General features: G+C 75.1%; 22 protein-coding genes, 2 pseudogenes and 1 riboswitch. Of the genes and pseudogenes, 18 read left to right on the top strand and 6 right to left on the bottom strand.

From position 1 onward, the window contains the following. Window positions 1-91: 91 nt before the first annotated feature. Window positions 92-583 carry a DUF8243 domain-containing protein gene (locus I8N68_RS05835; protein WP_200208799.1) on the top strand — a complete coding sequence of 164 codons (492 nt, stop codon included), beginning with the start codon at window positions 92-94 and terminating at the stop codon, window positions 581-583. A 35-nt stretch (window positions 584-618) separates the two neighbouring features. On the opposite strand, the gene I8N68_RS05830 is transcribed toward I8N68_RS05835, so the two are convergent. Then, window positions 619-2,997 carry a glycoside hydrolase family 65 protein gene (locus I8N68_RS05830; protein WP_200208798.1) on the bottom strand — a complete coding sequence of 793 codons (2,379 nt, stop codon included), beginning with the start codon at window positions 2,995-2,997 and terminating at the stop codon, window positions 619-621. Between the two features lie 137 nt (window positions 2,998-3,134). Between I8N68_RS05830 and I8N68_RS05825 the strand changes: the two genes are divergently transcribed. Further along, complete coding sequence (locus tag I8N68_RS05825) at window positions 3,135-3,761, top strand: phosphatase PAP2 family protein (protein WP_200208797.1); 627 nt, start codon at window positions 3,135-3,137, stop codon at window positions 3,759-3,761. Between the two features lie 15 nt (window positions 3,762-3,776). On the opposite strand, the gene I8N68_RS05820 is transcribed toward I8N68_RS05825, so the two are convergent. Further along, window positions 3,777-4,487 (bottom strand): prepilin peptidase, encoded by a 711-nt coding sequence (locus I8N68_RS05820; RefSeq protein WP_200208954.1) that lies wholly within the window; start codon window positions 4,485-4,487, stop codon window positions 3,777-3,779. Window positions 4,488-5,171: 684 nt separating this feature from the next. On the opposite strand from I8N68_RS05820, the gene I8N68_RS05815 reads away from it, so the two are divergent. From I8N68_RS05815 to I8N68_RS05760, 12 genes are read left to right on the top strand one after another with little or no spacing between them, the layout of a single operon-like run. After that, entirely contained in the window at window positions 5,172-5,738 is a 567-nt protein-coding gene (locus I8N68_RS05815; RefSeq protein WP_200208796.1) for a hypothetical protein, read from the top strand. Continuing rightward, window positions 5,732-6,691, top strand: a complete 960-nt coding sequence (locus I8N68_RS05810) for a hypothetical protein (protein ID WP_200208795.1) — start codon at window positions 5,732-5,734, stop codon at window positions 6,689-6,691. The genes I8N68_RS05815 and I8N68_RS05810 overlap by 7 nt, the downstream gene beginning before the upstream one ends. Window positions 6,692-6,746: 55 nt before the next feature. Next, the gene (locus tag I8N68_RS05805; RefSeq protein ID WP_200208794.1) at window positions 6,747-7,403 is read left to right on the top strand and encodes an SAF domain-containing protein; all 657 of its coding nucleotides are present in this window, start codon (window positions 6,747-6,749) and stop codon (window positions 7,401-7,403) included. Further along, window positions 7,403-8,245, top strand: a complete 843-nt coding sequence (locus I8N68_RS05800; RefSeq protein WP_234038825.1) for a CpaE/TadZ family protein — start codon at window positions 7,403-7,405, stop codon at window positions 8,243-8,245. The genes I8N68_RS05805 and I8N68_RS05800 overlap by 1 nt, the downstream gene beginning before the upstream one ends. Continuing rightward, window positions 8,235-9,767, top strand: coding sequence for a TadA family conjugal transfer-associated ATPase (locus I8N68_RS05795; protein WP_200208793.1), 1,533 nt, complete (start codon window positions 8,235-8,237; stop codon window positions 9,765-9,767). Before I8N68_RS05800 ends, I8N68_RS05795 begins: the two co-directional genes overlap by 11 nt. A gap of 55 nt (window positions 9,768-9,822) precedes the next feature. After that, the gene (locus tag I8N68_RS05790) at window positions 9,823-10,722 is read left to right on the top strand and encodes a type II secretion system F family protein (RefSeq protein ID WP_200208792.1); all 900 of its coding nucleotides are present in this window, start codon (window positions 9,823-9,825) and stop codon (window positions 10,720-10,722) included. 55 nt (window positions 10,723-10,777) lie between these two features. Further along, entirely contained in the window at window positions 10,778-11,638 is an 861-nt protein-coding gene (locus I8N68_RS05785) for a type II secretion system F family protein (protein ID WP_200208953.1), read from the top strand. Between the two features lie 23 nt (window positions 11,639-11,661). Next, window positions 11,662-11,862, top strand: a complete 201-nt coding sequence (locus tag I8N68_RS05780) for a hypothetical protein (RefSeq protein WP_200208791.1) — start codon at window positions 11,662-11,664, stop codon at window positions 11,860-11,862. After that, window positions 11,862-12,350, top strand: a complete 489-nt coding sequence (locus I8N68_RS05775) for a TadE/TadG family type IV pilus assembly protein (RefSeq protein ID WP_200208790.1) — start codon at window positions 11,862-11,864, stop codon at window positions 12,348-12,350. The genes I8N68_RS05780 and I8N68_RS05775 overlap by 1 nt, the downstream gene beginning before the upstream one ends. Beyond that, window positions 12,347-12,814, top strand: coding sequence for a TadE/TadG family type IV pilus assembly protein (locus I8N68_RS05770; RefSeq protein WP_307812635.1), 468 nt, complete (start codon window positions 12,347-12,349; stop codon window positions 12,812-12,814). The genes I8N68_RS05775 and I8N68_RS05770 overlap by 4 nt, the downstream gene beginning before the upstream one ends. Further along, the gene (locus I8N68_RS05765) at window positions 12,811-13,242 is read left to right on the top strand and encodes a hypothetical protein (protein WP_200208789.1); all 432 of its coding nucleotides are present in this window, start codon (window positions 12,811-12,813) and stop codon (window positions 13,240-13,242) included. Before I8N68_RS05770 ends, I8N68_RS05765 begins: the two co-directional genes overlap by 4 nt. 14 nt (window positions 13,243-13,256) lie before the next feature. Then, window positions 13,257-14,306, top strand: a complete 1,050-nt coding sequence (locus I8N68_RS05760; protein ID WP_200208788.1) for a LysM peptidoglycan-binding domain-containing protein — start codon at window positions 13,257-13,259, stop codon at window positions 14,304-14,306. Window positions 14,307-14,398: 92 nt separating this feature from the next. Here the strand turns inward: I8N68_RS05760 and I8N68_RS05755 are convergent, their stop codons facing one another. Then, window positions 14,399-15,250, bottom strand: a complete 852-nt coding sequence (locus tag I8N68_RS05755) for a Rieske (2Fe-2S) protein (protein WP_200208787.1) — start codon at window positions 15,248-15,250, stop codon at window positions 14,399-14,401. Window positions 15,251-15,447: 197 nt separating this feature from the next. After that, window positions 15,448-16,068, bottom strand: a complete 621-nt coding sequence (gene bluB / locus I8N68_RS05750; RefSeq protein WP_200208786.1) for a 5,6-dimethylbenzimidazole synthase — start codon at window positions 16,066-16,068, stop codon at window positions 15,448-15,450. A 35-nt stretch (window positions 16,069-16,103) separates the two neighbouring features. Then, window positions 16,104-16,302, bottom strand: a riboswitch (cobalamin riboswitch). Between the two features lie 74 nt (window positions 16,303-16,376). Here bluB and I8N68_RS05745 point away from each other — a divergent pair. Then, the gene (locus tag I8N68_RS05745; RefSeq protein WP_307812633.1) at window positions 16,377-17,285 is read left to right on the top strand and encodes an EamA family transporter; all 909 of its coding nucleotides are present in this window, start codon (window positions 16,377-16,379) and stop codon (window positions 17,283-17,285) included. 22 nt (window positions 17,286-17,307) lie between these two features. On the opposite strand, the pseudogene I8N68_RS33835 reads toward I8N68_RS05745, so the two are convergent. Both I8N68_RS33835 and I8N68_RS05740 read right to left on the bottom strand, forming a co-directional pair. Continuing rightward, a pseudogene (locus I8N68_RS33835) lies at window positions 17,308-17,541 on the bottom strand (flavin reductase); the annotation flags it as partial. Continuing rightward, window positions 17,538-17,738: a hypothetical protein gene (locus tag I8N68_RS05740; protein ID WP_200208785.1), complete on the bottom strand. Its 201-nt coding sequence runs from the start codon at window positions 17,736-17,738 to the stop codon at window positions 17,538-17,540. The gene I8N68_RS05740 and the pseudogene I8N68_RS33835, both read right to left, overlap by 4 nt. Before the next feature lie 200 nt (window positions 17,739-17,938). Here I8N68_RS05740 and I8N68_RS05735 point away from each other — a divergent pair. The 3 genes and pseudogenes from I8N68_RS05735 (at window position 17,939) to I8N68_RS05725 (ending at window position 19,786) form a co-directional block, all read left to right on the top strand. Continuing rightward, window positions 17,939-18,705, top strand: a pseudogene (locus I8N68_RS05735) (helix-turn-helix domain-containing protein). Next, a complete protein-coding gene (locus tag I8N68_RS05730) occupies window positions 18,696-18,887 on the top strand; it encodes a DUF397 domain-containing protein (RefSeq protein ID WP_200208784.1) in 192 nt (63 codons plus the stop codon). The pseudogene I8N68_RS05735 and the gene I8N68_RS05730 overlap by 10 nt, the downstream one beginning before the upstream one ends. A 134-nt stretch (window positions 18,888-19,021) precedes the next feature. Then, window positions 19,022-19,786, top strand: coding sequence for a crotonase/enoyl-CoA hydratase family protein (locus I8N68_RS05725; protein WP_200208783.1), 765 nt, complete (start codon window positions 19,022-19,024; stop codon window positions 19,784-19,786). Window positions 19,787-19,801 lie beyond the last annotated feature (15 nt).

The raw sequence follows: 19,801 nt of genomic DNA, 5'->3' as shown, positions 1-19,801 counted from the left end.
CACACCGCTGACCCCTCGTGTCCATGATCCGGCTGCGCGCCCCGATCACCTGGTAGGACGGTGGTGCCACCGAGCGTCGAGGAGGTACCGCATGACCAGCAAGCGCGAGACCGTGGAGGTGGATCCGGTCGTGTTCCGCGCCGTCTACGATTCGCCCGCCTCGCTGCCGGGCCGGCACCGCTGGACGACGCCGGAGCCGGACGTACGCCGGTTGGAGAAGCTGCTCGGCATGCCGGCGCGCAGCGTCGGCGCGCCGCTCTGGGTCAGCGGCGACGAGCCGGACTGCCCGAAGTGCGGGCGGCGGGTCAACTGGTACGACATCGTCGCCTCGGCGCTGCACGGCGTGCACGACCCGGCGATGATCGCCCGGGTGATCCTCGGCGAGCGGAAGTACGTCAACACCGAGGTGCCGGACGCGATCCCGGGGGTGCACTGCGCCGACTGCCGGACCCCGATCGAGGGGCTGCGCAGCTTCAAGTGCCACAACTGGGCGTACGCCTTCGAGGCGCTGGAGGCGGTGATCGAGCGGATGTCCGGGGTGGCCGCGCAGCCGGCGCCGCACACGGAGGCCACCGCCGACTGACCGGGGACCGGCCACGGCCGGAGCCGGCGACGGCGTCAGCCGGCGCTGCGCCGGGCGGGCCGACGGCCGGGCGGGGAGGCCGGCTCGGGGCCGGGATCGGGCACCGGCGGCATCGGCCGGGTCACCGCGTCGGCCCCGGTCACCCGCAGCCGCTCGCCGTGGTGCCACAGCTCGACGGCGGCCTCCGGGCCGGCGTCGGGCAGCTCGTAGCGGGCCTGGTCGGGGGTGAGGGTGATCCGTAGCCGCTGGCCGTGCCAGCGCAGGCTGAAGGCGAGCCGGGTGATCCGCCGGGGCAGGCGCGGGTCGAAGGAGAGCACCCCCCGGTCGTCGCGCAGGCCGCCGAAACCCTGCGCCACCACCAGCCAGGCCCCGGCGAGCGAGGCCAGGTGCAGCCCGTCGGCGGTCTTGTCCCCCAGGTCCGCGAGGTCCTGCAACGCCGTCTCGGCGAAGAGGTCGTACGCGAGATCGAGGTGTCCGACCTCGGCGGCGAGCACGGCCTGCGGGGCGGCCGACAGCGACGAGTCGCGGACGGTACGGGCCTCGTAGTACGCGACGTTGCGCGCCTTCTCGTCGGCGGTGAAGTCGCCCGGGCAGCGCAGCATGGCCAGCACCAAGTCGGCCTGCTTGACCACCTGCCGGCGGTACAGCTCCAGGTAGGGGAAGTGCAGCAGCAGCGGGTAGTCGTCCTCGCCCGTGTCGGCGAAGTCCCACTCGGGCTGTTCGGTGAAGCCGGCGGCCTGCTGGTGCACGCCGCGCTTGCGGTCGTACGGGACGAACATGGCGTCGGCGGCGGCCCGCCAGCCGGCGATCTCGGCCGGGTCGACCCGGAGCCGGCCCGCCGCGTCGGGGTGCCGCTCGGCGGCGTCGGCGGCGCCGCGCAGGTTGCGCCGGGCCATCAGGTTGGTGAACAGGTTGTCGTCGACCAGGGCCGAGTACTCGTCGGGGCCGGTGACCCCGGGCAGGTGGAAGACGCCGGTGTCGGACCAGTGCCCGAATCGGTGCCAGAGCCGGGCGGTCTCCACCAGCAGCTCGACGCCCGCCTCGGCGAGGAACTCCGCGTCGCCGGTGGCCGCGACGTAGCGCAGCACCGCGTCCGCGATGTCGGCGTTGACGTGCAGCCCGGCGGTGGCGGCCGGCCAGTAGCCGGAGCACTCCCGGCCGCCGATGGTCCGCCACGGGAAGGTGGCGCCGGCCAGCCGCAGCTCGGCGGCGCGTTCCCGGGCCTCCGGCAGGTGTGCGTGCCGCCAGCGCAGCGCCGAGCGGGCCAGGCCGGGCGCGAGGTAGGTCAGCACCGGCAGCACGTAGCCCTCGGTGTCCCAGAGCACGTGGCCGTCGTAGCCGTTGCCGGTCAGCCCCTTGGCCGGGATGGTCCGGTCGCCGTCGGCCCGGCCGGACTGGAGCAGGTGGAAGACGGCGAACCGGACGGCCTGCTGGAGTTCCGGGTCGCCGTCCAGCTCCACGTCGGCGGTCGCCCAGGCGGCGTCCAGCGCGGCCCGCTGCTCGTCGAGCAGGGTGGCGAAGCCCGCGGCGAGGGCGTCCGCCGCCTCGGCGGTGACCAGGTCGGCCAGCTCGTCGGCCGGGGTGCCGTCGACGTGGGCGCACTCGTACGCGGCGAACTTGGTGAGCCGGAGACGCTGGCCCGGCCGCAGCGGGCCGCTGACCGCGAGCCGGAACCGGTCGGGGGTGAGCTCCGGGTCGGTGGCGAGGCCCTCGGGGGCCTCGACGAGGTGGGTGACCGCGACGGCGACCCGCTGGGCGCTGCGCGGGGTCTGGTGCACGAGCAGGCCGGCGACGCCGTCCGCGCGGCGGGTCTCGGCGTCGAGCGGGTCGTGGATCACCGACGCGGCGCGCGGGTCGTCGGAGCGCTCCGGTACCCGTTCGTTGGCGAGCAGGTCGGAGCAGACCCGGATGTCGACCGGGCCGTCGACGGGTTCCACCTGGTATTCGACCGCGGCGACCGGCCGGCGGGGCAGCGAGACGAGCCGGGTGCTGCGGACCCGGACGGCCCGCCCGCCCGGCGCGACCCACTCGGTGTCCCGCCGCACCACACCGGCCCGCAGGTCGAGCACCCGCTCGTGGCGGCGGATCGTGCCGGTGCGCAGGTCGAGCGGTTCGCCGTCGACGTACAACCGGACGAGGGCGGCGTTCGGGGCGCTGACCACGGTGTCGCTGCACTGCGGGAAGGCGTACCCGTCCTCCGGGTAGCTCAGCTCCCGCTGCTCGTGGAAGCCGTTGAGGTAGCTGCCGGGCATGCCGTACGGCGCGCCCTCGTCCAGCGTGCCGCGCCAACCCACCCAGCCGTTGCCCAGGGCGAAGATCGACTCGGTCTCGCCGAGCCGGTCCAGATCTTCCGCGGTACGCCGGATCAGCCAGCTCTGTTCTCCCGGCTGGCCACCGGTGGGGGTGTGCGGCACGGGTCCTCCCGGGATCGGACGGTCGACGGCCACCGATTCAGGCCCGGCTGAGAGGTGCCTGAGACATCGGTGCCCTACCGGTGATTCCCAGGGCAGCCTCCAGATGAACGGAGTATGAACAGTTGGTGAGGTGATTCATGACCAACACCGACATGACCGATGTGCCGGACATCAGCGTGGATTGGTACCACGACATCGTGGACTTCGCCGACGCCACCCCGCAACCGGTGCACTGGTTCGCCACCCACTTCACCGAGGGCGGGATCCTGCTGCTCGGCCTGCTGCTGGTGCTGGCGGCGGCGACCCGGCTGCTCGGCCGCGACATCCGGGGCCGGGCGCTCGCGCTGGCCGCCCCGGTGTCGGTGCTGCTGGCGTACGGCGGCAGCGAGGGACTCAAGGACGTGATCGCCGAGGACCGCCCCTGCCGCAGCCCCGCCGACCTGGTGATCGTGGCCGCCCACTGCCCACCGGCCGGTGACTGGTCCTTCCCCAGCAACCACGCCACCATCGCCGGGGCACTGGCCGCGGCGACGCTGCTGCTGCACCGCCGGATCGGGCTGGTGGCCGCGCCGCTGGCCCTGCTCGCCGCGCTGTCCCGCACGTTCATCGGCGTGCACTATCCGCACGACGTGGCCGCCGGCCTGCTCCTCGGCGCCCTGGTCGGCACGCTGGTCACCCCGCTCGCGGCCCGCCCGCTCGCCGAGGCCCTCCGCTGGCGGGTCCGCCGCGCCGCCCGCCCCCTGACCCACCCCGCCCGCCGCTGACCCCGGGGCGGGGGATCAGGGGGTGAGGAGGAGGGCCAGGGTGGTGGCGAGGATGAGGAACGGGCCGAAGGGGAGGTGGCTGGACCAGCGGGCCCGGCGGGTTGCCAGCAGGGCGAGGCCGACCAGGGCGGAGAGGGTGAAGGCGAGCACCAGGCCGGCCAGCACGACCGGCCAGCCGTACCAGCCGAGCAGCGCCCCGGCGCTCAGCGCGAGCTTGGCGTCGCCGAGCCCGAACCCGCGGCGGCCGAGCAGCAGCGTGGTCGCCGCGAAGGCGAGCGCGAGCCCCAGCCCGGCGAGCGTGGCGCGCAGCCACGGCCCCGCCCCGGCCCCGGTCAGCGCGGTCAGCCCGAGCAGCGCCCAGGCGCCCGCCGCCGCCGGATAGCTGAGCCGGTCCGGCAGCCGGTGCACGGCCGCGTCGACCAGGGCCAGCGGCACCGCCCAGGCCAGCCACCAGGCCAGCGCGAACCGCTCGCCGGCGGAGCCGCCGGCCAGCGAGAGCACCGCGAGCGCCGCGAGCAGGGCCAGCTCTACCGCGCCTGGCGGCGCCCCGACCCGGGCCCGGCAGGCCGGGCAGCGGGCCACCGGCCCGAGCGCCGGCAGCGGCCGGTCCAGGCCGATCGGCGCGGCGCAGCCGTCGCACCCGGCCCGGTCCGCGGACCCCGGCGGTACGGCGTACCGGGCCACCGCCAGCCGGAGCACCGGTACGAGCGTCAGGGCGGCCAGCAGGCGTACGAGCGGGCGGGTGACCGGTGCGCACGCCTCCCCGGCGGCGGTCCGGTCGGCGGCCCACAGTCCCCGACCGGTCACCTCCCGACCCGCCGGACGGTCGCGATGTGTTCCACTCTGGAGCACGGAGAGTGAAATTTGCCCGCCGGCTGAGTGGCGGATGGCGCGCAAAGTCGCGCGCCGGCGGGGCGGACCGGGGTGGCCTTCGCCGCGCGGTCCGCGACCGGCCAGACCCTTCGGACGGCCGCCCGGGCACCGGGACGGATCGGACCAGCGGCATCGTTGCCACCCAATCCTCCGGCCGCACGGCCGGATGAAAGTGGCCCGGCCACCGGCCCGACCCCGCCGCGCCGGCCCGCGACCGCCACCGCGCCGGACCGTCGCGTCATCCTCCGGACACCCACCCGTCACCACCACCCGTCATCACTCAGCGTGTTCAGATGAATTGCCTCTGTTGCATCGGCGAGCGTCAGCCTATGCTCGCCCCTTGGGTACGACGCAACCCCCGCTCAATTGGCGTCGGAGGCCAACCGGAGACATCAGATTCCGAATTCGTAAAAGATCCGTACGGGTAAATGCAGCGGCAGCGACTTCCGGCTCGGACGAGCACATCCGGGCGCGCTTCCGCCTGCCCGGAGTACGCCGATCCGGCGGCTCCGGGACGCTACCGAGGAGGGCTCGGCGTTGCGTACACGGCAATCCCGCCGATGGACATCCTGCCTGCTCAGCCTTGCGTTGCTGGGCGCGGGTGCCGGCTGCGGCACCGACCGGGAGGCGGCGGCCCGACCTCCGACGGGCCGCGACGCCGCCCCGGTCACCCATTCCGACGCCGACGAACAGGCGGCGGGAAAGGCGGCCCTGGCCGCCTATTCGGGCTATCTCGACGCGTCCCGAGCGGCGAGCGCGCGCAGCGATCCGGGCCACCCGGCACTGGCCCGATTCGTGGCGGATCCGCTGCTGACCCGGGTTCGACTGGCAATTCGTGAGGCGAAGGAGCACGGCGCGATGCGTACCGGGAAGCTCGTTTCCGACCCCACCGTCGTCTCGGTCAACCTGGACGCCGACCCGCCCACGGTGGAGCTCCAGGACTGCCTGGACGCGACCGGCTACCGGCTGGTCTACGCCAGGGACCGGAAGGTGGTGCCCGGCTCCGGCGGAAGTCGCCACCTGGCCACCGCCACCGCGACCCGCTATCCCGACGGCCGGTGGTTGGTCAACGTCGGCGCCGCGCACCCGGACCAGCCGTGCTGACCTGGGGAGGAAGGGGCGTCCCGGCCCGACCGGCCCGGGCCGGGACGCCTCGCCGGCTGCTCGCCGCGACGGGGCTGACGCTGCTGCTGGCGCTGACCGGCGCCCCCGCGTCCGCCGCCGGGCCGGGCGATCCGGGCGCCGAGTGCCCGCCCGGGCAGACCGACTGCAACGTCTGGGACGACGACCCGGGGGTGCCGGGCGGACCGGGCGGCGGCGGGGACGCCGGCTGGGGCGGCACGGGCGGCGGTGGCGCGGCCAAGTGCCAGTGGAACGGCCGGGTGATCCCCTGCTACGACGACATCCTGGGCTGGTTCAACAGCGGCGACGGCTGCTACTACAAGCTCGCCGAGCCGCAGCCCACCGCCCCCGAGGGCCAGCAGTGGTACGTCCAGACCTGCAACGGCGGCGACCTCGGCTCGCAGAACGTGGTGCTGCGGGACGGCCCGCCGCCGGGCTACGGAGCCCCGCCGGACCCGGAGGAACTGGCCCGCCGGGCGCTCGCCTCGATCTCGCTGCTGCCGCCCCGGGTGGCGGTCGCGCCCCGGCGCAGCAAGGGGCCGGGGCTGGTCGGGCTGCCGGTCTGGATGTGGGCCAGCGGCGGGGCCAGCTACTTCGGCCCGCTGACCGCGTCCGCTTCGGACCGCGGGCTCACCGTTCGGATCACCGCCACGGTCGACCGGATCGTCTGGACCATGGGCGACGGCTCGCGGGTCACCTGCACCGGCCCCGGCACCCCGTACGCGGCGGACGGCCCCCACGCCGGCCGGCCCTCCCCCGACTGCGGCTACGACCAGGGCTACCGCCGGGCCGGCACCTACCAGGTCAGCGCCACCACGTACTGGAACGTGCACTGGGCGGCGGGCGACGGCACGCCGAACGGCGACATCGCCCAGCAGCGGACCAGCGGCACCGTGCCCGTCCAGATCGTCGAACTTCAGGTGGTGACCCGGTGAGCCTGAGGAGTGAGCCGGTTCTGCGAGGCCCGCAATCGCGAACGGAGATGGACCAGTGAGTATCGTCACGCGGAACGGGACCCCGGTGGACGCCCCGGTGGCGCCCCCCAAGGTGGTCCGGCAGCGCCGGGTACGCCCCGGCCTGCTCGGCCTGGCGATGCTGCTGATCGCCCTCGGCGGGCTGGGCGCGGCCTTCGCGGTCACCTCGGTCCGGGCCACCGGCAGCTACCTGGCGGTGGCCCGACCGGTCGAGGTGGGCCGGCAGCTCAGCGCCGCCGACCTGGTCGCGGTGCAGGTGTCCGGCGGCCAGGGCCTGGCGCCGGTGCCGGCCGGCAAGCTGGACGAGGTGGTCGGCCTGCGGACCGCCGTGGCGTTGACGCCCGGCACGCTGCTGACCCGGGGGCAGCTCACCGACGACCCGCTGCTCGGCCCCGGCCAGCAGCAGCTCGCGCTCGGCCTCGAACCGAGCCAGGTGCCGGCCCGCAAGCTGCACGCCGGGGACAAGCTGCTCCTGGTCAGCACCCCGGACGACAGCGCGGACGGCCCGGCGCGCAGCGGCGGCACCCGGTTCGAGGCCACGGTGATCGACACCGCCACCCCGGAGAACGACGACGTGGTGGTCTACCTGGCGCTCGCCGTACGCGACGTGCCGGCCGTGGTGGCGCTGGCCGCCGACGACCGGATCGCGGTCGTGCTCACCGAGGCGGCCTGATGGCGATCATCGCCCTGGCCTCCGCGAAGGGGTCGCCGGGCGTCACCACCGCGGCGCTGGCCGCCACGCTGAGCTGGCACCGGCGGCTGGTGCTGGCCGAGTGCGACCCGGCGGGCGGCTCGATCCTCGCCGGCTACCTCGGCGGGGCGCTCGACGGGCCGCGCGGCATCGGCGAACTGGCCGTCGGGGAGCTGCGCGACGGCGGCCTGGAGACCGCCTTCTGGTCGCAGCTGGTCGACCTGGACGCCCCGAGGCGGGAACGGCTGCTGCTGCCCGGCGTGGTCGATCCGGCCCAGGCCGGCACTGTCACCCCGCTGTGGCAGCGGTTCGCCGACTTCTTCGGCGCGCTGGAGAAGGGCACGCCGCCGTACGACGTGCTGGTCGACTGCGGACGGTTGCAGGTCGCGAGCCCACCATGGCCGGTGCTCCGCGCCGCCGCGGTGGTGCTGCTGGTCACCCGGGCCACGCTGCCCGACCTCTCGGCCACGCGGGCCACCATCCGGGCCGTCGAGCGGGACCTCGCCGAGCACCGCGTGCCACCGGGCACCCTGCGACTGCTGGTGGTCGGCGACGGGCACGGCACCAGCGAGATCAGCAAGGCGCTGCAGCTGCCGGTGATCGCCCGGCTGCCGGTCGATCCGCGTACCGCAGCCGTGCTCGGCCTCGGCGGCACCGTGCGCGCCGGACGGCCGCTGATGCGCGCGGCAGGCGCGCTGGAGGTGCCGATCCGGGCGCTGCTAGACCGTCGCCGAGCCCGCCTGGCCTGGCCGGTTCCGGCGGAGGCCGCTCAGCTGCGGGCCCCCGCCACGCCGACCGCACCGGAGGCGCCCCATGCGGTTTGAGCCGGTCTCCCACGACCCGCGCGGGCAGCAGCCGGGCGCCACCTCGACGGCCCCGCCGCTGACCGCGCCGAACGGTCGGTACCAGCAGCCGGCCGTGGCGGTCGCGCCGCCGCCCCCGGTGACGGCGCCGCCGCCCCGCCCCCGGGTGGACTTCGCCGTGGTCCGCGAGCTGCGCCGGGAACTGAGCGAACGGCTCACCCGGTGGCAGCGCGGCCGGGAGTTCGACGCGGACGCCGAGGAGGTGGAGCGCGCCCGGCTCGCCGTGGCGGTGGTCTCCGCGTACGCGGACGCGGTGCGCCGGGCCGGCACGCCGATGGCCGCCGACGCCGAACGGCTGCTGCTCGACCAGGTGACCGCCGAGCTGGTCGGCCTCGGCCGGCTCCAGACGCTGCTCGTCGACGACACGATCGAGGAGGTGCACATCCTCGGCTGCGACCAGGTGCGGATCACCCGGCACGGCGGCGGCGTGGACTGGGTCGAACCGATCGCCGACAGCGACGACGAGCTGGTGGAGATCCTCCAGGCGGCGGCCCGCCGGGCCGGCGCGACCGAGCGGTCGCTCTCCACCGCCAAGCCGACGCTGGACCTGCAACTGCCCGACGGCAGCCGGCTCGCCGCCGTCTTCCTGGTCAGCCACCGCCCGTACGCGGTGATCCGCAAGCACAACACGCTGGACGTCAGCCTGGAGGACATCGCCGGCAGCCGTCCCGACCTGGACGAGATGATCGACCCGCTGCTGCGCGACTTTCTCCGCGCCGCGATGCGGGCCGGGTTGAACATCATGGTGGCCGGGCTGGCCGGGGCGGGGAAGACCACGGTCATCCGGGCGCTGATGGACGAGATTCCGCCGGACGAGCCGTACGTGCTGCTGGAGGAGAGCCGGGAGCTGCTGCCGGCCCGCCGCGGCCACAAGCACCGGGCGGTAATGAGCTTCGAGTCCCGGGAGGGGCACGGCGAGCGCGGGATGGACGGCCGGCCGGCGGGTGAGGTGAGCATCGCCGACCTGATCCCGGTCTCGCTGCGGATGGGCGTACTGCGGATCATCGTCGGCGAGGTCCGGTCCCGGGAGATCGTGCCGATGCTCCAGGCGATGACCACCAGCCGGGGCTCGCTGTGCACCATCCACGCCCGTACCCCGGCGGGTGTCAGCGAACGGATCATCGAGCTGGCGCTGGCCCACGGCCGGGAGATGACGGTCGACCAGGCCCGCCGGATGGCCGGGAACGCGCTGGATCTGATCGTCTACGTCACCGTCGAGGACGAGACCGCGATCGGCGGCCGGAAGCACCGGTTCGTCTCCCACGTGGAGGAGGTGATCGGGGTCGGCGAGGGCAACCGGATCACCACCACCACGGTCTTCGGGCCGGGTCCGGACGGCCGGGCGGTGCCCCGCCACCTGCCCGAGCGGATCCGGGACCAGCTCCTCCGGGTCGGCTACGACGCCCGGCTGCTGACCCGCTTCGTCGAGGCCGGCGCCGGCGCCTGGCGACGTCCCCGCCGCACCCGACTGGGTCGGCGGTAACGGTGGGCACGCGCAGTGGGCCGGGTCCCCGGGTACGAGCGGAGGGTGACCCCCGATGACGACTCTCGAGCTGATCGCGCTCTTCGCCGGGGCGGCGGGCGTCGCCGGAGTGGTGCTGGCCGTCGTCGCGCTGGTCGGCACCACCCGGCCGCCGGGGCCGACGCCCGGCGGGGGCCGGGGCCTGCGCCGGCTCTGGACCGGCTCCGGCAGCAGCCCGCGCGAGCGGCGCACCCACCAGCTGCTGCTCGGCGGCGCGGTACTGGTAGGCGCCCTGGCCTTCCTGCTCACCGGGCTGCCGGTGGTGGGTCTGCTGGTCGCCCTGGCGGTGCCGGGTGTGCCCTGGCTGTTCGCCGTGGGCCGGGCCGAGCAGCGGGCCATCGCCCGGATCGAGGCGGTCGGCGAATGGACCCGCCGGCTCAAGGACATCTCCGGCACCGGGCAGGGCCTCCAGCAGGCCATCGTCGGCACCATCGCCACCGCCCCGGAGGAGATCCAGGAAGAGGTACGCACCCTGGCCGCCCGGCTCCAGGCCGGCTGGCTGGCCCGCGCCGCCCTGCTCGCCTTCGCCGACGAGATCGGCGACCCGGTCTGCGACCAGGTGGTGGCCGCGCTGATCCTGCACCTGACCGACCGGGGCGAGCGGCTGGGCGACGTGCTCGGGTCGATCGCCTCAGCCGCCTCGGCCGAGGTGGCCACCCGGCGGGAGATCGAGGCGAAGCGCACCCAGCCCCGGTTCGCGGTCCGCTTCCTCACCGGGATGACCCTGGCCACCCTCGCGTACGGCCTGGTCAACCGGGAGTACGTGCAGCCGTACGGGTCGGTCACCGGGCAGTTGGTGATGGCGGTGCTCGGCGGCACCTTCATCGGGCTGCTGGTCTGGGTGCGGTCGATGAGCCAGCCGCCCCGGCCGGCGCGCTTCCTGCCCGCCCCCGATCTCCAGGAGGCGATCGCGTGAGCGCGAGGAGTGAGCTTGCGGACCCCGCGGTCGGGATCGAAAGGCGGTCACGGTGATCCTCAACTGGCAACTCGCCGTCGCCGTGGTCGGTGGGGCGGTGATCGGGCTGGGCCTCTTCCTGGTGGTGCGCGAGGCGCTGCCGGCCACCCCGGCGCTCGCCCCGGCGCTGCGCCGGCTGCACCAGCCGCCCGGTCAGGCGCCAGTCGCGGGTGGCGGGCCGGACTGGCTGGGCGGGTTCTCCCGCTGGCTGCGTCCGCCGCACCGGCAGCTCGCCCTGATCGACCGGACCCCCGAGCAGTACGCCCTCTCGGTGCTGCTCTCCGCGCTGGTCGGCTTCGCCACGCCAGGGCTGGCGTCGGCCGTGCTCTTCGCCGGCGGAGTGGCGGTGCCGCTGGTCGTACCGGTGCTGGGCAGCCTGGGGATGGCGCTGGTCGCCGGCCTGCTCGCGCACCGCTCGGTGCTGGCCCGGGCGGACGCCGCGCGGGACGAGTTCCGCCAGGCGGTCTGCACCTATCTCGACCTGGTGGCGTTGCAGCTCTCCGCGGCGCACGGCCCGGTGCAGTCGCTGGAGCGCGCGGCGGCGGTCTGCGACGGCTGGGTCTTCGACCGGATCCGGGAGTCGCTGCGGATCGCTCAGTTGCAGATGCACTCGCCGTGGGACGAGTTGCAGGAGCTGGCCGGGCGGATCGGCATTGCGGAGCTGGGCGACGTGGGCGCGATCATGCGCTCCTCGGGCAGCGAGGGGGCGCAGGTGCACAAGACGCTGCGCAGCCGGGCCGACTCGCTGCGCGACCAGATCCGCACCGACAACCTGGCCCGGGCCGAGGGGGTGACCAGCCGGCTGGACATCCCCGGCTCGCTGCTGGTCTTCGTGCTCCTCGGCTTCGCCGTCTATCCGTTCGTCGCCCGTCTGTGAACCCAACCGAGAAGGAGAAGGCCATGTACCTCTACACCTACCTGCACACCGCGGTGGTCAACCGGCTGGCCGAGTTGCGCCGGGAGGCCGACCGGGGCGACAGCCCGGTGCCGACCGCGGTGATCATCTTCGGGCTGGTCGCGGTCGCCATGGCGGTCACCACGCTCGCCCTGACCAAGGCGAACAACTGGATGAACGCCATCCCGAACAACACCGCGCCGTGATGAACCGCCCCGCCCGTACGGACCCGAGCCGGTCGGCAGCCGCCGACCGGCCCACCGGCCGGCGCGGTCCGGGGCGGCTCCGCGACCGCCTCCGGCGTCGGCTCGCCGGGGGCGGGGCGGAGCGGGGCGCCAACCCGGTGGAGCTGGCGGTGCTGATGCCGGTGATTCTGATCCTGCTCTTCGCCTCGATCCAGCTGGCCGCCTGGTTCGTCGCCCGCTCCACCGCGCTGAACGCGGCGCAGAGCGGCGTCAACGCGCAGCGGGTGGTCGAGGCGCCGCCCGGCGTCGGGGAGGCCCGAGCCACCCGCTTCCTGCGGGCGGCCGGTGACTGGCTGGTCGGCTGGGAGGCCACCGGCCCGACCTGCGTCGCCGGCGCCGCCGAGGTCACCTGCACGGTCAGCGGCCGTTCACTGTCGGTCATCCCGGGCGTCAGCTTCCCGGTCCGGCAGACCGCGCACGGCCCGGTCGAACGCTGGACGACGGGGTGAGGCCGGTGCCGGACCGGGGATCCGTCTCGATCGAGGTGGCGGTGCTCGCCCCCGCCTTCATCGCGCTGATGGTGCTGGCCGGGGTGGCCGGCCGGACCGCCGTCGCCGACGAGGCGGTGGAGTCCGCCGCGCACGACGCCGCCCGGGCCGCCTCCATCGCCCGGGACGCCCGCACCGGCCGGGACGCCGCCGTCGACGCGGCCCGCCGGCAGCTCGACTGGTCGGGCCTGAACTGCACCGGCGCGCCGGCGCTGCGGTTCGCCGGCTCGGTCGGCGGCAGGGACAGCACCTTCAGCGCGGCGTACCGCAGCGCGCCGGGCGTGCCGGCGACCGTGACGGTCTCGGTGACCTGCACGGTCTCCTTCGCCGACCTGCGGGCGCCGGGCCTGCCCGGGGTGCCGGGTGGCAAGAGCGTCTCGGCGACCTTCACTTCGCCGCTGGACACCTACCGGAGCCGGCGATGACCGGCTGGACGGCCCGGGAGAGCGGCCGGGTCAGCCTCTTCCTCGCCGCCGCGATGACCGGCGTCCTCGTGATCATCGGGCTGGCCTACGACGGAGCCGGGCAGCTGCGCTCGTTGCAGCGGGCCGACGACCTCGCCGCCGAGGCGGCGCGCAGCGGCGGCCAGGTGATCGACCGGGCGCGCGCGATCGAGGGCGGCCCCAAGCAGATCGACGAGCCGGGCGCCCGGGCCGCCGTCGACACCTACCTGGCCGCCGCGGGCGGGGTCCTCGACCACGACGTCAGCTTCCCGGTGGTCGACGGCGAGAAGCAGATCCAGGTACGCGTCCGCATCACCTACCGCCGGGCCATGCTCGGCCTCTTCGGCTTCGGCACCACCGTCACCGTCACCGGTGAGGCCACCGCGCGGGCCCTCACCGGCGCTCCCTAGGAAGGAAGGCAGCGATGGCCGCACCGCAGCTCTCCGCCGTACGGCGGACCGGCCAGCTCCTCACCGGGCTCGGCTCCCTCCTCGTGCTCTGCGCGGTGCTGGCCGGCGGGCCGATCGCGCTCCTGGCCTTCGCCGGCAATCCGCTCCCCGACCACCTGCCCACGCTCGCCGAGATCGGCACGACACTGACCAGCCGGGACGACGGGCAACTCTTCCTGCGGGCGCTCGCGGTGCTCGGCTGGTTCGGCTGGGCGACGTTCGCCTTCTCGGTGCTGGTGGAGCTGGGGGCGCAGTCACTGCACCGGCCGGCGCCCCGACTGCCCGGGATGCGGCGGCAGCAGCGCGCCGCCGCCGCGCTGGTCGGCTCGGTGGCGCTGATCCTCGCCGCCACCCCGGTCGCCGCGAGCGCCGCCACCGCGGCCGCGCCGCCGCCGGCTGCGGCGGCGACCGCCTTCCGCGCCGCACCGCCCGCCGCCACGGCGCCCACCGTCGCCCCTGCCGTCAGCCGGGCGACGCCCGCCGGGACGGCGACCGGTATGCAGGTGCCGGAGCCGGCCGCGCTCTCGGTGTACCGGGTGGCGAAGGGCGACTACCTGGGCGAGGTGGCCGACCGCTACCTGGACGACTTCGACCGCTACCGGGAGGTGGCCCGGCTCAACCGGCTGGCCGACCCGGACCGGATCCACCCCGGTCAGCTGCTGAAGCTGCCCGCCGGCGCGGTCGACGAGGGCGCCCGCCCGCACGCGACCGGTCGTCTGGTGGTCCGGCCGGCGGCACCGGCCCGGCCGGCACCTCGTACGCCGACCGCCCCGCCCGGGTCCGGCACGCCGCAGCAGGCCGCGCCGGGCGTCGACGGGCCGGGCGGACCGGCGCCCGCGATGGGTGCCGGGGCGGCCCGGGCGATCACCGATGACGGGATCAACCGCCCGTTGGCGGTCTCGGCCGTGCTGGCGGTGGCGAGCATCGTGGGTGCCCAGATCGGCGCGGTGCTGGGCCTGCGCCGGCGGCCGGCCCTGCGGACCGCCGGCCGCACCCTGGTCAGTGGCCGGCACCGGAAGGACTGACCGGCACGGCTGACCGTTGTCGCCCCGGCGGCAGCGGTCGTGGCTCCGGCCGCGTGGTCGCTCCGATGGCGACGGTCGTCGCTGCGCCTCGGTCAGGGCAGCCGGGTCTCCAACATCCCGTCGACCACCCGGGTCGGCAGGACCTGCTGGTCGTTCGCGGACGGTCCGTGCACGACCTCGCCACCGTTGAGCCGGAACGTGCTGCCGTGCCACGGGCAGACGACGCAGTCGTGGCCGTTGATCTCCTGCACCTCCCCCTGGCCGAGCGGGCCGCTCTGGTGCGGACAGCGTTCCAGCATCACGGTGACCTCGTCACCGTGCCGGTAGAGGATCACCGAGACGTCGTCCACCTCGCGGGTGACCAGCTGCCGCTGCGGCAGCGTGGCCATGTCCGCCAGGGAGTGCCAGCCGTCGCTGATCCGGTGCAGCTCGGAGACGCTCTGGGTGGTCTGCGCCCCCTGCTTGTACGCCAGGTGCCCGCCCAGGTAGGCCCCGGTGCTCGCGGCGGACAGCCCCAGGTAGGCCAGCGCCCGGCCCAGTCCGTGCCGCCCGTTCAGCCGGGCGGCCAGGGAGCCGGCGTAGAGGGCCAGCCCGATGGAGTTGGAGGCGGCGTGCACCAGCCCGATCCGGCGCTGGTCGCGGGCGAGGCCGGCCCAGTCGTTGAGCCCGGCCACGGCGGCGGGGACCGCGCTGAACGTGCCGAGCGCGACCAGCGCGGTGGCGGCCCGGCGCTGCCCGGGCAGCAGGTCGACCACGGCAGCGGAGATCCAGGAGCCGACCGGCACCTGCACCATCGCCGGATGCAGCGGGTGACCGAGCCAGACGCCGTGCAGCGCGTCACGGACCCGCTGCGGACGCAGGATGGACTGCACGACGCGCTGCAACCGGTCGCCCACCCGGTCCAGCGCGGAGGCCTGTTCGAGTTTCGTCATCAGTTCGCGCACCCGGTCCGACTTCCCGGCAGGAGCCGCCCCAAACCGGGCGGCGATGGTGAATCACCCGTCCGATACCCGCACCACCCGGCCGGGGCGCTCTCCGACACGCGGTTTCCCGAAGGCGGCAACCGCCGACCCCACGGCCACCAGCACCTTCGCCGACAGCGTGGCGCGGCCGGAGGGCGCGAGCGTGCCGGCGGGCGGGGTCAGGCGGACCAGCGGTCGACGTGCACCGCGGCGGCGAGCGGGCGGCCGGCGCGCCAGCCGTACCGGACCAGGTCGGGAACGCCTTCCAGGTGGCTGACCGGCCCGAGGCAGAGCCAGGCCACCGGGCGGATGCCGGCCGGGATGCCGAGCAGCCCGGCCACGAACGGCTCCCGGTAGAAGGAGACCCACCCGACACCGAGCCCCTCGGCGGTGGCGGCCAGCCAGAGGTTCTGGATGGCCAGGCAGACCGAGTAGAGACCGGCGTCGGCGATGGCGTGCCGCCCGAGCACGGCCGGCCCGCCCCGCGCGGCGTCGTACGTCACGACCACCGACAATGTCGACTCCAGCACCCCGTCGATCTTGATCCGGGCGAACCGCTCGGCAGCCGGACCGTCCAGGGTGGCGGCGAAGGTGTCCCGCTCCTCGCGCACATGGCGGTGGAAGCGGCGGCGGGTCTCCGGGTCGCGGACCAGGATGAAGTCCCACGGCTGGGTATGGCCGACGTTCGGGGCGGCGTGCGCCGCGGTGAGGATGCGCGCCAGAGCGTCGTCGGGCACCGGCGCGCCGGTGAACTCGGCGCGCACGTCCCGGCGGCGGTGGATGACGTCGTACAGGTTCATGGCAGGCTCCCGCTGCGCTCGGCCCGCCCGGCAGGGCGGGCAGCTGACGCGAGGCCGGTCTTCGGACTCCCGGATCGACGCCTGGCCGTCCGCCTTCCCGGCCGTGCGGCCAGTGGCTGCGCGTGTCGCGCGTGGACGGTGGCTCCCCGGTCACCGCGGCGGGCCCGTGCCGGATTCGCACCGGCTTCCCGATTCTCCCCGCTCGCGCGGGGCACCTCGCATGATCGTGCCGCCGCTGATGCTAGCGCCGGTGCCGCCGGCCCGGTGGGCGGGAAATCCGGTCGCGGCCGGGCCACCGTCCCGCCATCGTGGTCCGGGTGTACGCGCACGCCTCCCGCCCCCTCTCGCTCCCGCCGGCCGCCCGGCTCGCCGCGGCGCTCGGCCGCCCCGAGGCCGTACCGCCACCGCTGCTGATGCTCCTCGGGATGGTCTCCACCCAGGTCGGTGCGGCGGTCGCCAAGCAGCTCTTCGCGTCGACCAGCCCCGGCGGCACCACCACCCTGCGGCTCGGCCTCGGCGCGCTCGTGCTGCTGGCGGCGACCCGGCCCACGCTGCGGCTGGGCTGGCGGGCGGCCGGGCTGGTCGGGACGTTCGGCGCGGCCATGGCGGCGATGAACCTCGCCTTCTACGCCGCCCTGCACCGGGTGCCGCTCGGGGTGGCGGTCACCGTCGGCTTCGCCGGCCCGCTCCTGGTGTCGCTGCTGGGCAGCCGCCGGCTCGCCGACGCGCTGTGGGCGGTACTGGCCGGCGCGGGTGTGCTGCTGCTGGCCGGGCTGGGCGGGGTGGGGGTGGACGCGGTCGGGCTGCTGCTCTGCGCGCTGATCGCGGTCGGCTGGGCCGGGTACGTGCTGCTCGGCAAGGCGATGAGCGGGCACGTGCCGGGCAGCCGGGGGTTGGCGCTGGGGATGGCGGTCGGCGCGGTCTGCGTACTGCCGTTCGGGGTGGCATCCGGCGGGGCCGAGCTGCTCGACCCCCGGGTCGTCGCGCTCGGGCTGGGGGTGGCGCTGCTGTCGTCGCTGCTGCCGTACTCGGCGGAGTTGGCCGCGCTGCGCCGGCTGCCGGCGCGGGTCTTCGCGGTCCTGCTCAGTCTGGAACCGGCGGTGGCCGCGCTGGTCGGCGCGCTGCTCCTCGGCGAGCTGCTGGCCTGGCCGCAACTGCTCGGCGTGGCCTGCGTGGTCGGCGCGGCCCTCGGCGCCACCCTGGCCCGCCGCGCCTGACCGCCGCACCGGCCCGCGGCGCCCAGGACAGGAAGCGCTCGGTCAGGTTATCCGGCGCGGCGTGGCCGTTGAGCTGGGACAACTGCGCGCCGGCCTCGGCCATCAGGGTGCCGAGGTAGACCAGCAGCGCGGTCCGATCCTCGCGGTACTCGATCAGTAGGGACAGTCGCGCCGGCTGGCAGGGCCACTCCGCGCCGCAGCACCGGCAGCGCCACAGCGGACGCATCGGCAGGTGCGGCCGGGACGGGCGGCTCATCTCCTGCCGCCGTTGCGCCGCCACCCGCCGGCCCGCCAGCGCTGCGCCGGAGTGAGGTTGCCCACGCGACCCGGGTCGGTCGTCGGAAAGACCTCGGTCGGCCGGGTCGCCCCGCTCGGCCGCCCGTTCAACGGCGTCCGCTGCGGCGGTATGTGGATCGACGTCTCGGGCTGGTGCCGCCAGAACCGGAAACGCACGGTGGGCTCCCTTCGGAGGAGGTTCGAGGGGGCCGCCCCGACGTCGTTGGCGGGGCGGCCCCGGGCGCTGACGCTGACCGCCGGGCTCTCTACCTCCACCGGCCGCGCCGTCCTGCCCAACACGCTTCCTTCCGTGGTCGGACAGATACACCGCGTAGCTATATGGTCGGTAGATATTCGAGACGTCCGATGGAGGGGCCGTGAACGACGCGCTGCGGGTGGCGCTAAGCGAGACCGGACACACGACCGAACGCTCGCCGAGCGAGTGGGCGTGGACCCGAAGACCGTGGGACGGTGGCTCAGCGAGGGTCGGATCCCCCATCCCCGGCATCGGATGTCAGCGGCGGAGGTGCTGGGGCGGGACGTCGGGGACATTTGGCCGGACACTTCAAGACGTCGTGAGCCAGTTTGGTTCCGTCCCTGGCAGGAGATCGAGCGCGAGGCGGTGTCGCTGCGGTCGTTTGAATCCCTCGTTCTGCCGGGCCTTTTGCAGACCGAGGCCTATGCCAGAGCTATTCTCACCGGCGCCGGCACACTGCCGAGGGCCGACATCGACCGGCATATCGGGGCTCGGCTCGCCCGCCAGGGCATCCTTCGACGAGAGGACCCGCCGCAGCTCACGGCCGTGATCGACGAGGGAGTTCTCCGCCGGCCCGTCGGTGGTCCGGAGACGATGCGCGAGCAACTCCACGCCCTGGTTGCCGCCTGCGCCGAACCGCACGTCCGGATCCACGTCGTGCCGTCCTCGGTCGGCGCATACGCCGGCCTGAACGGTCCCTTCGTGATCGCGGCCTGCCCGGACCACCGACTCGCCGGCTACCTCGACAACCAGCTCCAGGGACAAGTGGTTAGCGACGTCGATGAGATCGCGGCGACAATGGCCGCGTGGGAGAACGTGCGCGGCGAGGCGTTGTCCCACTGGCAGTCGGTCGACCTCATCAGGAAAGTGGCGGATACATGGAGCTGACGGGCGCCCGGTGGCGCAAGAGCAGCCGCAGCAGCGGCAACGGCGGCAACTGTGTCGAGGTCGCCGACAACCTTCCCGGCCTGGTGGCGGTCCGCGACTCCAAGAACCCGGCCGGCCCGGCCCTCACCTTCACCCCTGCCGCCTGGCGAGCATTCGTCGCCGAGCTGCGCGAGCCCGCCTGAGGCTGGCCGACACCCGCGATTCGTTGACGTCATCAGCTCCATAGCGGCAGCGGGCCGTGACCTGACCTGTCGGGGCCGGCACGGCGGCGGCTGAAACCTGGCGTGCCGGTGCCGTCGGCGGGCATGCTGACCCGATGGGCGTACGCGTGGAGCACGACGGGCCGGTCACCACGGTGATCCTGGACCGGCCGGCCGCCCGGAACGCCGTCGACGGACCCACCGCCCGGGCGCTCGCCGACGCCTTCCGCGCCTTCGAGGCCGACCCGGACTCGGCGGTCGCCGTGCTCTGGGGTGCCGGTGGCACGTTCTGCTCCGGCGCCGACCTCAAGGCCATCGGTACGCCGAGCGGCAACCGCGTCGAGCCGGAGGGCGACGGCCCGATGGGACCCACCCGGATGCGGCTGTCCAAGCCGGTGCTCGCCGCGATCTCCGGGTACGCGGTGGCCGGCGGCTTGGAGCTGGCGCTCTGGTGCGACCTGCGGGTCGCCGAGTCCGACGCGGTGCTCGGGGTCTTCTGCCGGCGCTGGGGCGTCCCGCTGATCGACGGTGGCACGGTGCGGCTGCCCCGGCTGATCGGCGAGAGCCGGGCGATGGACCTGGTCCTCACCGGCCGGCCGGTGCCCGCCGCCGAGGCGTACGAGATGGGCCTGGTCAACCGGCTGGTCGCGCCGGGTGACGCCCGGGCGGAGGCCGAGCGGCTGGCCGCCGAGATCGCCCGGCACCCGCAGACCTGCCTGCGCAACGACCGGGCCGCGCTGCTCAGCGGCGCCGGCCTGCCCGAGCCGGAGGCGATGGCCACCGAGCTGGCCTTCGGCATGGAGTCCCTGGTCATCGACGCGATGCCGGGCGCGGCCCGGTTCACCGCCGGCGCCGGCCGCCACGGCCAGCCGGTCGAGTAGGGCCGCCGGGAGGCA

It is taken from the genome of Micromonospora coerulea, from assembly GCF_016598485.1.
GTDB lineage: Bacteria > Actinomycetota > Actinomycetes > Mycobacteriales > Micromonosporaceae > Micromonospora > Micromonospora coerulea.
This window is presented reverse-complemented; position numbering and strand designations above follow the sequence as displayed.